Origin of the sequence: Stenotrophomonas maltophilia group sp. RY12688, from assembly GCF_052149045.1 — a bacterium.
Taxonomy (GTDB): Bacteria; Pseudomonadota; Gammaproteobacteria; order Xanthomonadales; family Xanthomonadaceae; genus Stenotrophomonas; species Stenotrophomonas sepilia.
This window is the reverse complement of sequence record NZ_CP197389.1, coordinates 2522878-2537346: the sequence shown is the minus strand read 5'-3', so window position 1 is coordinate 2537346 and position 14469 is coordinate 2522878. Positions and strand designations below refer to the sequence as shown.

The 14469-nt window shown below is 66.4% G+C and carries 12 protein-coding genes; 10 read left to right on the top strand and 2 right to left on the bottom strand.

What is annotated here, in order from left to right:
- Positions 1 to 97 precede the first annotated feature (97 nt).
- Positions 98 to 994: a LysR family transcriptional regulator gene (locus ACS0OT_RS11925; protein WP_065178502.1), complete on the bottom strand. Its 897-nt coding sequence runs from the start codon at positions 992 to 994 to the stop codon at positions 98 to 100.
- A 106-nt stretch (positions 995 to 1100) separates the two neighbouring features.
- Between ACS0OT_RS11925 and ACS0OT_RS11920 the strand changes: the two genes are divergently transcribed.
- The 3 genes from ACS0OT_RS11920 to ACS0OT_RS11910 all read left to right on the top strand — a co-directional run bounded on the left by ACS0OT_RS11920 (position 1101) and on the right by ACS0OT_RS11910 (position 4978).
- Positions 1101 to 2462, top strand: coding sequence for an MFS transporter (locus ACS0OT_RS11920; RefSeq protein WP_139727265.1), 1362 nt, complete (start codon positions 1101 to 1103; stop codon positions 2460 to 2462).
- The gene (locus tag ACS0OT_RS11915) at positions 2459 to 2845 is read left to right on the top strand and encodes a DUF4440 domain-containing protein (protein ID WP_005417047.1); all 387 of its coding nucleotides are present in this window, start codon (positions 2459 to 2461) and stop codon (positions 2843 to 2845) included. Before ACS0OT_RS11920 ends, ACS0OT_RS11915 begins: the two co-directional genes overlap by 4 nt.
- Positions 2846 to 3067: 222 nt before the next feature.
- Positions 3068 to 4978: a CocE/NonD family hydrolase gene (locus tag ACS0OT_RS11910; protein ID WP_164093513.1), complete on the top strand. Its 1911-nt coding sequence runs from the start codon at positions 3068 to 3070 to the stop codon at positions 4976 to 4978.
- 268 nt (positions 4979 to 5246) lie between these two features.
- On the opposite strand, the gene ACS0OT_RS11905 is transcribed toward ACS0OT_RS11910, so the two are convergent.
- Entirely contained in the window at positions 5247 to 6200 is a 954-nt protein-coding gene (locus ACS0OT_RS11905) for a helix-turn-helix transcriptional regulator (protein ID WP_053499560.1), read from the bottom strand.
- Between the two features lie 320 nt (positions 6201 to 6520).
- Between ACS0OT_RS11905 and ACS0OT_RS11900 the strand changes: the two genes are divergently transcribed.
- The 7 genes from ACS0OT_RS11900 to ACS0OT_RS11870 all read left to right on the top strand — a co-directional run bounded on the left by ACS0OT_RS11900 (position 6521) and on the right by ACS0OT_RS11870 (position 14400).
- Positions 6521 to 7279 carry an SDR family NAD(P)-dependent oxidoreductase gene (locus tag ACS0OT_RS11900; protein ID WP_065185748.1) on the top strand — a complete coding sequence of 253 codons (759 nt, stop codon included), beginning with the start codon at positions 6521 to 6523 and terminating at the stop codon, positions 7277 to 7279.
- A gap of 129 nt (positions 7280 to 7408) precedes the next feature.
- Entirely contained in the window at positions 7409 to 7861 is a 453-nt protein-coding gene (locus ACS0OT_RS11895; RefSeq protein WP_005413774.1) for an MgtC/SapB family protein, read from the top strand.
- 220 nt (positions 7862 to 8081) lie between these two features.
- Positions 8082 to 9740 carry an L-lactate permease gene (lldP, locus tag ACS0OT_RS11890; protein WP_053499572.1) on the top strand — a complete coding sequence of 553 codons (1659 nt, stop codon included), beginning with the start codon at positions 8082 to 8084 and terminating at the stop codon, positions 9738 to 9740.
- Between the two features lie 53 nt (positions 9741 to 9793).
- The gene (lldR, locus tag ACS0OT_RS11885; RefSeq protein WP_065185747.1) at positions 9794 to 10558 is read left to right on the top strand and encodes a transcriptional regulator LldR; all 765 of its coding nucleotides are present in this window, start codon (positions 9794 to 9796) and stop codon (positions 10556 to 10558) included.
- Between the two features lie 4 nt (positions 10559 to 10562).
- Positions 10563 to 11702, top strand: coding sequence for an FMN-dependent L-lactate dehydrogenase LldD (gene lldD, locus ACS0OT_RS11880; RefSeq protein ID WP_065178497.1), 1140 nt, complete (start codon positions 10563 to 10565; stop codon positions 11700 to 11702).
- Positions 11699 to 13405: a D-lactate dehydrogenase gene (dld, locus tag ACS0OT_RS11875; RefSeq protein WP_005417037.1), complete on the top strand. Its 1707-nt coding sequence runs from the start codon at positions 11699 to 11701 to the stop codon at positions 13403 to 13405. Before lldD ends, dld begins: the two co-directional genes overlap by 4 nt.
- Positions 13406 to 13515: 110 nt before the next feature.
- On the top strand, positions 13516 to 14400 hold the full coding sequence (locus ACS0OT_RS11870) for a hypothetical protein (RefSeq protein WP_065178495.1): 885 nt from the start codon (positions 13516 to 13518) through the stop codon (positions 14398 to 14400).
- Positions 14401 to 14469 lie beyond the last annotated feature (69 nt).

Below are 14469 nucleotides of genomic sequence, written 5' to 3'. Positions count from 1 at the left end.
CCTGACGACACGGCCCGCACAGGGCCGTGTCTGAAAAAGGGGACGGAGGGGATTAAGTCGTTTATGCATAAACGACTTAATCCCCTCCGTCCCCTTTTTATGTGGCGAACCGGTCGCGCAGGAAATCAATCAGCTGCCGTACCTTCGGTGAGGGCTGCGTGCTGTGCGGGTAGACCGCGTAGACACTCTGCTGCGGGAAGCGGTGCTGGCGCAGCACCGGGCGCAGCCGGTCCTGGGCCAGGTCGTCCTCGATCAGCCAGCGTGGCAGCACGGTGACCCCGGCGCCGGCCAGGGCGAACGCGCGCAGGCTGCTGGCACCATCCACGCGTACCACCGCGTTGCCCGGGTTGGTGGCAAACAGGGCGCCGCTGCCATCAGGCGCGATCACCGGCACATCGGCCAGGCGCGGATAGCCCAGGCGGGGCAGGGTGCCCAGCTGTGCCGGGTCATCGGCAGCCTCGGCAGAGGGCAGACGCGCCAGCAGCGAGGGAGCGGCCACCGCGCACAGTGGGTGGCGCTCCAATTCACTGGCGTGAAGGCCCGAATCCGGCAGGCGGCCGAGGCGGATCGCCAGGTCGAAGCGTTCGGGAATGAGGTCCGCTGGCGCTGGAGAAGTTGATAGGTGCAGCTGCAGGGCCGGGTGCTGCGCGCGGAACGCCTCCAACGCGGGAATCAGGCGTAGCTGGGCGTACTCCGGTGTGGTGGTCAGGCGCAGCACGCCCTGCAGCTGGTGCTGGTCGCGGCGCGCGGCATCGATCGCCGCCTGCGCAGCATCCAATGCCTGCACGCAATGTTGCAGGAACTGCTCGCCGGCCTCGGTCAGGGCCAAGTGGCGGGTGCTGCGCAACAGCAGGGTCACGCCCAGCTCCTGCTCCAGCCGCTTCAGGTTGAAGCTGACCACCGCGCGGCTGAGGCCGAGCCGATCGGCCGCAGCGGTCAGGCTGCCGGCTTCGACCACGGCACGGAAAATATCGAAGCGATCGAGGCTGACCATGGCGATTCATTGTCAAAACAGTTTTGACAGTGTCGCAGGTGCTGTCGTGTTTTTCCAACAACCCCCCGGGCGGCATGCTGATGGCTTCTCTGTTGGAGCGCCGCCGATGCCGTCCCCCCGCCTGCGCCATGAGGCGATTTTCCTGCTGGTATTCGCCCTGGATCTGGTCAACATGTTCATCGCCACGGTGGCCTATCCGGCATTGGCAGCGGAGCTGCACGCCGACGTCAGCACCCTGGCCTGGGTCGGCACGGCGTACATGCTGGGCCTGAGCGTGGTGATTCCGCTGGCGCCGTGGCTGGCCGCGCGCTGTGGCGAGCGTCGCTTGCTGCTGGTGGCGTTGCTGTTGTTCGCGGTTGCCGCTGCGCTGGTAGGTTCCGCATCGGGGATCGGCTGGCTGCTCGGATGGCGCCTGCTGCAGGGGTTGGCCGGCGGTCTGCTGATTCCCGTGGCGCAAGCCGCGGCGTACCGGCAATGCACGGCCGGGCAACGTGGCGCGCTGACCCGTCGCATCCTGCTGGTGGCGCTTCTGGTGCCGGCCCTGGCACCGGCACTGGGCGGGCTGCTGGTGCAGTGGCTGTCCTGGCGCGGCGTGCTCTGGGCCAGCCTGCCATTGGCGGTGGTGGCCATCGGTCTGGTGCTGGCCTGGATGCCGGCCGACTGCGCGCGCAGTGCGCCGCGCCTGCAGGCCTATGCCCTGTCCACCGCGATGCTGGCGCTGGGCGCGCTGCTGCTGGCGCTGACCTGGCTGGGCGAATCGGGACATCGCGGTGCAGGTGCCGTGTTGCTGCTGGCCGCGCTGTTGCTGGCGGCGACGCACCTGCGGCATGCACGTCGGCAGGCGCAGCCACTGCTGCGCTGGTCGTTGCTGTCCCATCGCGGGCTGCGGCTGGCGATGCTGGTGTATCTCGCCGTACCCGGTGTGTTCATCGGCAGCCAACTGGTCAGTACCCTGCAATTGCACCACGCCGGTTACAGCGCGGCACGCATCGGCGCGCTGATGCTGCCCTGGGCGCTGGCTGCGGCCATCGCGATCATGGCCAGCAAGCGCCTGCTGGCTCGCTTCGGTCCGGCCGCGGTACTGCGCGCCGGCATGCTCCTGCAGGCCAGCGGCCTGTTGTTGATGGCGCTGCTGCCGCAGCCGGCCTTCGTGCTGGCCGGATTGTTGTTCGCGCTGATGGGCGCCGGCGGCAGCCTGTGCAGCAGCACCGCGCAGACGCTGGCCTTCCATGGCGTGGAAGGTGAGGCGTTGGGCGATGCCAGTGCACTCTGGAACCTCAACCGCCAGCTCAGCTTCTGCCTCGGCACCGCCGCCATCGCACTGCTGCTGGCATTGGCCATGCAATGGCTGCCGGCACGCGCCACCAGCGTGGCGCTGGGTTTGGCCGCTGCAATGACGCTGCTGCCGATGGCGCTGCTGCGCCGTTCGCAATCGATCTCTCTTTCCCAACCCGAGACAATGCAATGACGATGACCGCAGAGAACGAGTTCCATGATCTGATCGCCAAGCTGCAGGCCTGGTTCCGTGCGGAAGCAGCCGCCAGTACGCTGGATGCGCTGATGGATCATTTCTGCACCGACTTCAGCATGGTCGGTATTGCTGGGCAGCGCCTGGACCGCGAAGCACTGGCCGGCATGTTCGCTGGCGGCCACGGTGCCCGCCCGGGCCTGTGTATCGAAATCGATGCCCTGCAGTTCATTGCGGTGCCGGCACCGTTGGCAATGCTGCGCTACCGTGAAGGGCAGGGCGTTGCTGAAGGTGGGATGGCCTGGCGTGAAGCACTGGCCGTGCTGCGGCAGGAAGACGGCCGTTGGCGTTGGCTGGCGTTGCATGAAGTAACGGCAGCCTGATCGGGTAGTGCCGGCCGCTGGCCGGCAACTTCATGATCCTGGGGCGCGTTACGCGGTTGCCGGCCAGCGGCCGGCACTACCTTTCGCCGACGAGCGCAGCGGCACCGCAGGCACATGTGCCATCAGTCCTGCCCGCATCCACCGAAGAATGCAAAGCCTGCACACACTTCACGGCGCCAGGCAGGAGTAGGCTTGGGGCTTTCCTGCCGGGAGGGGTTGTCCATGCGTGTGCGTGCCGTCGCTGTAGCCATTGCCCTTTGCCTGTCCAGCACCGTGCTGGCCGCCGATACCCCGCCGATGACCCCGGATATCAGCGGCAAGCCGTTCGTTGCCCCCGATGTCGGTCGCGACTACGACAAGCGCGTGGTGATGGTGCCGATGCGTGATGGCACCAAGCTGTATACGGTGATCGTGGTGCCCAAGGGCGCCCACAATGCGCCGATCCTGCTGACCCGGACTCCCTATGATGCTGCCGGTCGCGCCAGCCGCAGTGATTCGCCGCGCATGCGCGACCTGTTGCCGCAGGGTGACGAGGTGTTTGTCGACGGCGGCTACATCCGCGTGTTCCAGGATATCCGCGGCAAGTATGGTTCCGAGGGCGATTACGTGATGACCCGGCCGCTGCGCGGGCCGTTGAACAACACCAAAGTCGACCATTCCACCGACGCCTGGGACACCATCGACTGGCTGGTGAAGAACGTACCGGAGAGCAATGGAAAGGTCGGCATGCTCGGCTCGTCGTACGAGGGCTTCACCGTGGTGATGGCGCTGACCGACCCGCACCCGGCACTGAAGGTGGCCGCACCACAGAGCCCGATGGTCGATGGCTGGATGGGCGACGACTGGCTCAACTACGGTGCGTTCCGCCAGGTCAACTTCAACTACTTCGCCATGCAGACCGAGAAGCGCGGCAAGGGTACGCCGCTGCCCAGCCTCGGCTACGACGACTACAGCACTTTCCTGCGCATCGGTTCGGCAGGCGACTACGCGCGTTTCACCGGCGTGGACCAGTTGACCTGGTGGAAGAAGCTGGTCGAGCATCCGGCCTATGATGGCTTCTGGCAGGGCCAGGCGCTGGACGCGGTGATGGCCAAGACACCGCTGAAGGTGCCGACCATGTGGCTGCAGGGCTTGTGGGACCAGGAAGACATGTGGGGTGCCAACCACGCCTACCAGGCGATGGAAGGACGCGATAGCGGCAACAACCGCAACTACCTGGTGATGGGCCCGTGGCGGCACAGCCAGGTGAACTACGGCGGCAGCGAGCTCGGTGCGCTGAAGTTCGATGGCGATACCGCGCTGCAGTTCCGTCGCGATGTGCTCAAGCCGTTCTTCGACCAGTACCTGGTGGATGGCGCGCCGAAGGCCGATACGCCGCCGGTGCTGATCTACAACACCGGCGAAAACCACTGGGACCGCCTGAAGGGTTGGCCGCGCAGCTGCGACAAGGGCTGTGCCGCCAGCAGCAAGCCGCTGTACCTGCGCGCCGGCGGCAAGCTGGCGTTCCAGGCACCGGCGGCGGGCGAGGGCGACTTCGAGGAATACGTGTCCGACCCGGCCAAGCCGGTGCCGTTCGTGCCGCGCCCGGTCCGCTTCGGTGACCGCGACATGTGGACCACCTGGCTGGTCAAGGACCAGCGCTTTGTCGATGGTCGTCCGGATGTGCTGACCTTCATCACCGAACCGCTGACCGCGCCGTTGCGCATCGGCGGCGCGCCGGTGGTGCACCTGCAGGCCTCGACCAGCGGCACCGACAGCGACTGGGTGGTGAAGCTGATCGACGTGTATCCGGACCAGGAAGCGTCGACGCCGGAAATGGGGGGCTATGAGTTGCCGGTGTCGCTGGCGATCTTCCGTGGCCGCTACCGCGAGAGCTTCAGCGATCCGAAGCCGCTGCCCGCCAACCAGGTGCTGCCGTACCGTTTTGACCTGCCCAACGCCAACCACACGTTCCAGAAGGGCCACCGGGTGATGGTGCAGGTGCAGTCCAGCCTGTTCCCGTTGTACGACCGCAACCCGCAGACCTACGTGCCGAACATCTACCTGGCCAAGCCGGGCGATTACCAGAAGGCCACGCAGCGCGTGTGGCACAGCGCGGCGCAGGCCAGCTACATCGATCTACCGGTGTATTGAGGCCCGCAGGGTGACGCCGGGCCGTGCCTGGTAGCACGTGGTAGTGCCGGTCGCTGGCCGGCATCCGCGATGGCGCAGGAGCGTGTCGACCAAGGTCGACACCTACCGGGGCTGAGTCATGGCAGGTTGATTTAGGCGGGTGTGGTAGTGCCGGCCGCTGGCCGGCATCGGCGATGGCGCAGGAGCGTGTCGACCAAGGTCGACACCTACCAAAGCTGGGCCATGGCATGCCGATCGACCAAGGTCGACACCTACCGGGCAGAGGCTTTCAGCCGACCTTCGAGGGGCCCGTACGCCAGCGGCTGGGGACCAGGCCGAAGCGCTTGCGGAACGCGGCGGCGAAGTTGCTGGGGTGGCGGTAGCCGCTGGCGGCGGCAGCCTGCTCGACGGTCCATCCGTTTTCGCGCAGGCCCTGTTCGGCATGGCGCATGCGCTGCTCATGCAGGTAGTCGAACACCGAGCTTCCATATTGCTGGGCAAAATGGCGGCGCAAGGAGCTGGGGCTCATGCAGGCCAGCTGGGCCAGTTCGATCAGGCTGTGGGCATGGCTGGGGTCGTCATGCAGATAGCTGCGCACTCGCTCCAGCCGCTCGCGCTGGCCGGCGCGCAGCGTGCGTATATGCTCGGTCTGCATATCCTCGGCCTGCAGGCCGACGGCCAACACCTGCAGGGCCACGCCTTCGCGCCACAGCGCATCGATGTCGTCCTGCCAGGGGCTGTCGAACAATTGGGCGAGCGTCGGCAGCAAGGCATGCGGAATGGCCCAGTGGCGGCACTGCAGAGGGGAATGAAGGACCCGTTGCAGTGCCGGCAGGCGCAGCATGTCCACGTCCAGATCGGCCGGTACGCTCAAGCTGACCCCGCGCAGGTGGCTGCCACCGGGATGCAGCCCGGCCATCGACACAGGTTCATGGTGGCTGGTGGTCATGCCTGTGCCGGCGCGCAGGGTGAACCCCTTGCGACGAGGAAACTGGACATCCACTTCGCCCTGAAGCATCAGGCGGATGGTCAGGCCGGCACCGTGCACAGCGGTGGCCGTGTAGGTGAACCGGTTGTGCACGTCCGAGGCGATCAGGCCCAGGCCACCGCGCAGTGACTGTTCGTGGACGTCGCCACGCCCTGCCCATTGGTCGTCGCGCAGTTCACTCCCTTCGATCCGGTAGTCGTAGCCATGGCGTTCGCCGAACTGGCGGTAATCAGCAAAAGTGAAATATCGGGACATCGCTCTGCGCAAACACAGGTTGAATTGAATGTGTCGAAGAATCTGGAAGCGTTTCCCATTGTCGCCGCGATTCGCGCGCTTTTGACTTCGATAAGGTCAAAACGATTGGCGATTACGGCCAAAGTGAAAATGCCGAAGAACATACGCCGGCGTTCTGCACGCATATCCGTACGTAGTTCCATACATAAACTGCGGTTGAGGTTTCATGGCTGGAACGATCTGGAGATGCGATGTCAGCCCGACCATCACGGGCGTGCGCGTAGGGTGGGTGGGTTGGCTGTTGCAGGCCACTTTGATACCCCCACCGATGGAGAATGGAGATGATTGATTACCAGTTGACCGGCAAGACCGCGATCGTGACCGGCGGCGTGTCGGGCATCGGCCTGGCCGTGGCCCAGACACTGGCCACATCCGGTGCCCGTATCTCGGTCTGGGACCTCAAGCAGGATGCAGTGGATGCCACCGTGGCGCAGTTGCGCAGCACCGGCACACAGGCCATCGGCATCGCGCTGGACGTCACCGACGACGCGGCGGTGGAGGCAGCGGTGCAGCGCACCATCAAGGAACTCGACGGCCTGCACGTGGCGGTCAACAACGCCGGCATCAGCGGGCCGGCGGCCAGCAGCGGCGACTATCCGATTGATGGCTGGCAGCGCGTGATCGATGTCAACCTCACCAGCGTGTTCCTGTGCCAGCGTGCGCAGATCCAGGCCATGCGCGCGGCCGGCACGGGCGGCAGCATCATCAACATGGCCTCGATCCTGGGCCAGGTGGGCTATGCCGGTTCCACTGCGTACGTGGCGGCCAAGCACGGCGTGGTCGGGCTGACCCAGACCGCCGCCTGGGAGCATGCGGCCGACGGCATTCGTGTCAACGCGGTCGGCCCGGGCTTCATCAGCACACCGCTGCTGGAGAAGATGGACCCGAAGGTGCGCGCCACGCTGGAAGGGCGGCACGCGTTGAAGCGGCTGGGTACGCCGGAGGAAGTAGCCGCATTGGTAGCCTGGCTGGCCAGCGACGATGCCTCGTTCGCGACCGGCACGTACTACGCCATCGATGGTGGCTACCTCGCGCAGTGATGCGCTGAACGCGGGTTGCGGCGTCGCCGGGCATCGCCCGGCGCTACCGGGTGAACGCACTGTGGGGTGGTCTTCACCTCTGTGCCACGCATGCCACGCGACGCTCGGGGAAATACCCGGAGCCTGCCCATGGAACTCACCCAGGATGTCTCGATCCTGCTGCGCGTAGCCGCAGCGATGCTGTTCGGCGGTGTGCTCGGTGTCGAGCGGGAAATGGGCAAGCACGCCGCCGGCCTGCGTACGCACATGCTCATTGCCGGAGCGGCGGCATTGATCGTCGGTCTCGGCGACTCGGTGGCCGAGCATTTCCAGCAGGAGCGTTACCGCGATCTGCTGCAGGTTGATCCGGTGCGCCTGATCGAAGCGGTGGTGGCCTGTGTCGGCTTCGTGGCCGCTGGCACCATTCTGCGCGGCTCACGCGAGGACCAGGTCAGCGGCTTGACCACGGCCAGTTCGCTGATCATGGCGGCGGCGATCGGGATTGCGGTGGGGATCAGCAAGTACGTGATCGCGATCGGGGTCAGCGTGCTGTGCGTGCTGGTGCTGGCGGTGATGCGGCGGTTGGAGAAACGGATCTCGTAGGGAAGGTCGAGTTGTCGGCCAGCGGCCGGCACCATAATGGCTCTAATGGTCGGACCAATATGAAGGCTAGCCCTATGGTCTAATAGGCTCTTCGTCGGAGAGGCGGTTAAATCCGCTGCAAGTGGTCTGATCTCGATCATTAATGGTAATACCAATGATCGACGGCCACGGCGACCCACCGCCTGCGGTGGGCTCCTTCCGTTTCCAGTCGAGAGTCTTCATGCAGCCCTGGCAACACCTGTACGACCCCGCCGGCAACCTGTGGTTGTCGAGCCTGATCGCGCTGCTGCCGATCGCGTTCTTCTTCGTTGCCCTGGCAGTGCTGCGCATGAAGGGCTGGCTGGCCGGCACGATCACCGTGGCCATCGCACTCAGCGTGGCCCTGTTGTTCTACCGCATGCCGGTGCCCCAGGCGCTGGGCGCGGCCGGCTTCGGTTTCGTCTACGGCCTGTGGCCCATCGCGTGGATCATCATCGGTGCGGTGTTCCTCTACAAAGTTTCGGTCAAGACCGGGCAGTTCGACATCATCCGGGCCTCGATCCTCTCGGTGACCGAAGATCAGCGCCTGCAGATGCTGATGGTCGGCTTCGCTTTTGGCGCCTTCCTGGAAGGGGCAGCCGGTTTCGGTGCGCCGGTCGCGATCACCGCAGCGTTGCTGGTCGGGCTGGGCTTCAAGCCGCTGTATGCCGCCGGCCTGTGCCTGATCGTCAACACCGCGCCGGTAGCGTTCGGCGCGATGGGCATTCCGATCATCGTGGCCGGGCAGGTCACCGGCCTGGACGCATTCGAGATCGGCCAGATGGCCGGCCGCCAGTTGCCGTTCCTGACCATCATCGTGCTGTTCTGGATCATGGCGATCATGGATGGTTGGCGCGGTATCAAGGAGACCTGGCCGGCGGTGCTGGTTGCGGGTGGTTCGTTCGCCATCGCGCAGTACCTGACCTCCAATTTCATCGGCCCGGAACTACCGGACATCACCGCGTCGCTCGCGTCGCTGGTGTGCCTGACCCTGTTCCTGCGCCGCTGGAAGCCGGTGCGGATCTTCCGTTTCGACACCGAAACCAGCGCCGAGGCGGCCGCACAGGCACTGGAGGCACCGCGCCACAGCGTCGGCCAGATCGCCAGGGCATGGTCGCCGTTCCTGATCCTCACCGCGATGGTCACGCTGTGGAGCATCAAGCCGTTCAAGTCGCTGTTCGCGGCGGGCGGTCCGCTGGAAGGCTGGGTGCTGAAGATCCCAGTGCCGGGCCTGGACCAGCTGGTGCAGAAGATGCCACCGATCGTGGATGCGCCGCTGAGCTATGACGCCATCTACAAGTTCGACTGGTTCTCGGCCACCGGTACCTCGATCATCCTGGCCGGGGTGATTGCCATCATCGTGCTGCGCATGCCTGCACGTTCGGCGCTGCAGACCTTCGGCGAGACCGTGCGTGAGCTGCGCATGCCGATCTACTCGATTGGCATGGTGCTGGCGTTCGCCTTCATCGCCAACTACTCGGGACTGTCTGCCACGTTGGCCCTGGCACTGGCGCATACCGGCGACGCGTTCCCGTTCTTCTCACCGTTCCTGGGCTGGCTGGGCGTGTTCCTGACCGGTTCGGATACCTCGTCCAATGCCTTGTTCTCGGCACTGCAGGCCACCACCGCACAGCAGATCGGCGTGTCCGACGTGCTGCTGGTAGCGGCCAACACCACCGGCGGTGTCACCGGCAAGATGATCTCACCGCAGTCGATCGCCATTGCCTGCGCGGCGGTCGGCCTGGCCGGCAAGGAGTCGGATCTGTTCCGCTTCACGGTCAAGCACAGCCTGATCTTCACCACGATGGTCGGCCTGATCACCCTGGCCCAGGCTTACTGGCTGACCTGGATGATTCCCTGAGCCATGCGCGGCTGGCCGACCACCCGCTGCGCGCTTCGGGCCACAATGGCGCCATGAGCACGCAACGTATTTCGGACAAGGTGGCTGCGCAGCTGCGCGGCCTGGTGCAGGAACAACAGCTGCGGCCGGGCGACCGGCTGCCGGCCGAGCGCACCCTGGCGGTGCAGCTGGGGGTCTCGCGCACCGCGCTGCGCGAGGCCATCGCGCAGCTGGCCAGCCAGGGCCTGTTGACCGCACGGGTCGGTGGCGGCACCTACGTGGCCGAGCCTGCGGCACGCGCGCGGCAGGCGCTGGATGAACCGCTGGCGCCGTACCTGCCGCTGTTCCAGGGCGACCCGGAATACCGCTTCGACGTGCTGGAGATCCGCCACGCGCTGGAAGGTGCCACCGCTTGGCATGCGGCGCTGCGTGCCACCGACGAGGACCGCGCGCGCATCGCACAGGCCTTCCAGACCATGATGGACGCGCACGGCAAGGACGACCCCACCGGCGAGGCGGAGGCCGACGCGGCCTTCCACCTGTCCATCGCCGAGGCCTCGCACAACCTGGTGCTGCTGCAGGTGATGCGCGGGCTGTTCGAACTGCTGCAGACCAACATCTCGCAGAGCCGCGAAAAGCTCTACACCTCGGCGAAGACCTTCTCGCCGCTGTCCGACCAGCACCGCGAGATGATGGATGCGGTGCTGGCCGGCGACCCCGAACGCGCGCGCGCCGCCGCGCATGCCCACCTCGAGTTCGTGCACACCACGCTGCGCACCCTCGATGACAACGAAGCCCGGCGTGCGCGGGCCTCGCGCCTGCCTTCCCCCCACGGTTGACCCCATGATCATCTCCGCCTCCACCGATTACCGTGCTGCTGCCGAACGCCGGCTGCCGCCGTTCCTGTTCCACTACATCGATGGCGGCGCGTATGCCGAGCACACGCTGAAGCGCAACGTTTCCGACCTGTCCGACATCGCGCTGCGCCAGCGCATCCTGCGCAACATGTCCGACCTGAGCCTGGAAACCCAGCTGTTCGGCGAAAAACTGGCGATGCCGGTGGCGCTGGCGCCGGTCGGCCTGACCGGAATGTATGCGCGGCGCGGCGAGGTACAGGCGGCGCGCGCGGCCGACAGCCGCGGCATCCCGTTCACCCTGTCCACGGTGTCGGTGTGCCCGATCGAGGAAGTGGCACCGGCCATCCAGCGGCCGATGTGGTTCCAGCTGTACGTGCTGCGTGACCGTGGCTTCATGCGCAACGCGCTGGAGCGGGCGCAGGCCGCCGGCGTGACCACGCTGGTGTTCACCGTGGACATGCCGGTGCCGGGCGCGCGCTACCGCGATGCACACTCGGGCATGAGCGGCCCGAATGCCTCGCTGCGCCGTATCGGCCAGGCCATCACCCATCCGCACTGGGCGTGGGACGTGGGCCTGTTCGGCCGCCCGCATGACCTCGGCAACATCTCCACCTACCGCGGCAACCCGACCGGGCTGGAGGATTACATCGGTTGGCTGGGCAGCAACTTCGATCCCTCCATTTCGTGGAAGGACCTGGAGTGGATCCGCGAATTCTGGAAGGGCCCGATGGTGATCAAGGGCATCCTCGACCCGGATGACGCGCGTGATGCGGTGAAGTTCGGTGCCGATGGCATCGTGGTCTCCAATCACGGTGGCCGCCAGCTGGACGGCGTGCTGTCCACCGCACGTGCGTTGCCGGCCATCGCCGATGCGGTGCAGGGCGACCTGAAGATCCTCGCCGATTCCGGCATCCGCACTGGCCTGGACGTGGTGCGCATGTTGGCGCTGGGGGCCGATACCGTGCTGCTGGGCCGCGCCTTCATCTATGCGCTGGCCGCGCAGGGCGAGGCCGGCGTGGCCAACCTGCTGGACCTGATCGCCAAGGAAATGCGCGTGGCGATGACCCTGACCGGTGCGCGCCGCATCGCCGACATCGGCCGCGACTCGCTGGTCAGCCTGCCATGAGCGGCCACGACGCCGTGCTGGCACAGTTGCGCGATGCGGTCGGCAATCGCCATGTAATGACCGGCGACAAGGCTACGCGCCGCTTCCGCCGCGGCTACCGTTTCGGCGATGGCCCAGTGCTGGCGGTGGTGCGCCCGGGGACGCTGCTGGAACTGTGGCGCGTGCTGCAGGCAGCGGTGCAGGGCGGCGCGGCGATCATCCTGCAGGCGGCCAACACCGGCCTGACCGGCGGCTCGACCCCGGACGGCGATGACTATGGCCGGCCGATCGTGCTGGTCAACACGCTGCGCCTGACCGGCATCCAGTTGTTGAACGAAGGCCGCCAGGTGCTGTGCCTGCCCGGTGCCACGCTGGACCGCCTGGAGCAGACGCTGGCCCCGCTGGGTCGCGAACCGCATTCGGTGATCGGCTCGTCCTGCATCGGTGCCTCGGTGCTGGGCGGCATCTGCAACAACTCCGGTGGCGCGCTGGTGCGACGTGGCCCGGCCTACACCGAGCTGGCGCTGTATGCGCAGGTCGATGCGCAGGGCCAGTTGCAGCTGGTCAACCATCTGGGCATCGCGCTGGGTGATACGCCCGAGCAGATCCTGCAGCGCCTGCAGGCCGGTGACTACACGGCCGCCGACGTGGGCGATGGCGACGGCCGTGCGGCTTCCGATCCACGCTATGCCGAGGAAGTACGCAAAGTCGGTGCCGATACTCCCGCACGCTTCAATGCGGATCCCAGCCGCCACTTCGAGGCAGCGGGATCTGCCGGCAAGCTGGCAGTGTTCGCGGTGCGCCTGGACACCTTCGAGAAGGAGGCTGCCGAGGTCTTCTATATCGGCAGCAATCGCACCGACAGCCTCACCGCGATCCGTCGCCAGCTGCTGACCGGCTTCGAGCGCCTGCCGATCGCGGGCGAGTACATTCACCGCGATGCCTATGACATCGGCGAGCGCTACGGCAAGGACAGCTTCCTGCTGATCGATCGCCTCGGTACCTCCCGTGTGCCCGCGGCGTTCGCATTGAAGAGCCGCGTCGATGGCTGGTTCGAACGGCTGGGCCTGCGCGGGGTGACCGACCGGGTGATGCAGGTGCTGACCGGCCTGCTGCCCTCGCACCTGCCAAAGCGCATGGGCGAGTTCCGGCAACGCTACGAGCATCACCTGTTGCTGAAGGTCTCTGCCCAGGACGCTGCGGAAACCGAGGCCTGGTTGCGCGGGTTCTTCGCCGGGCACGAAGGCGGCTATTTCCACTGCACGGCCGAGGAGGGACGCAAGGCGTTCCTGCATCGCTTCGCGGTGGCCGGTGCGGCAGTCCGCTATCGTGAAGTGCATCGTGAGCAGGTGCAGGACATCGTCGCGCTGGATATCGCATTGCGCCGCGACGATACGGATTGGTTCGAGCAGTTGCCGGCCGATATCGACGGCCGCCTGCTGCACAAGCTGTACTACGGCCACTTCCTGTGCCACGTGTTCCACCAGGACTACATCGCGCGCAAGGGCGAAGACCCGGTGGCGATCGAGCATGCGATGTGGGCGCTGCTGGACCAGCGTGGCGCCGAGTATCCGGCCGAGCACAACGTCGGCCACCTGTACCCGGCCAAGCCGGCGTTGGCAGGTTTCTACCGGCAGCTGGACCCGAGCAATACCTTCAACCCGGGTATTGGCCAGACGTCGAAGGCGAAGGGGTGGGGCAGCTGCGATTGCAGTGGGCATTGAGGACGGACAGGGCAGTCGAGCGTGGCTCGACGCTACAAGGGCGATGCCGGGCAGGTCCGCCGCCGTCCGGGTAACGGTTACCATCGGAATCCCAGCCACAGGAGCCGCCCATGCCTTCCATTCCCGTCCGCGCCGCCCTGTGCGCTGCATTGCTGGCGACCCCGCTGCTGGTGCTGGCGCAGTCTTCTATCCTGCCGCAGCAGCGCGATGCCGCCGGCAACGTGATGGAACCGCTGGGGCAGGTGCTGGAACAGGGCGGGCAGGGCGAAGTACGCACGCAGTACTGCACGCTTGATCGTGTCTGGTGCGTGCGTGTGCAACTGGTGGCCGAGGACGGTGATCGGCCAACGACGCTGGAAGTCTCTGAACGGGTGGCCGGCGAAAGCGAAGCGCATACCTACCACGTCAGCATCGACGTGCCGCAGGAAAGCGAGCTGTCGCTGTGGCCGTGGATCGTGCGCCTGGCTCCGGGTATCGGCAGCGATGAGCCGGTGACCGACCCGCAGCAGCGCGCCCACCAGAATGTGCTGGTAGGCGGCATCGTCAAGTTCAGCACCATGTACTCCGGTGGAGGTGCCGACGCGTCCACGCTGCAGTTGGCACGCGTGCGCCACCTGCAGGACGACATCCAGGTGGACGACGACGTGCTGACGGTGCCATGGCTGGGCAATGCGATGATCCGTGCGTGTTTCAGCGAGCAGGACATGAAGCAGCGCGCAGGCGCCTGCCACGACGAATACGGGTTCTCGGCCAGGCTCGGGCTGGATCCGGTGGCCGAGGGCATGCCGGTGCTGCGCTACCAGACGGTGGCAACCCGCTTTCCGGCGGGCGTTTCGCGTTTCGAGGATTCGCTGGCCAAGGGCCCGCTGAAGAAGAAGGACCTGCGCACCGAGCAGGACCCGGCATGCAGCTACACGCGGCTGTTCCGCTTCAATGATGGGGTGTTCCACCCCGACCAGGCGCTGCCGGACTGCGCGGGGTATACCGAACCCTGAGCCCTGGAGAGCCGAGCCATGCTCGACTCGGGTTCTCGCGTGGCCCGACCGCAGAGCAACCGAGCGTGG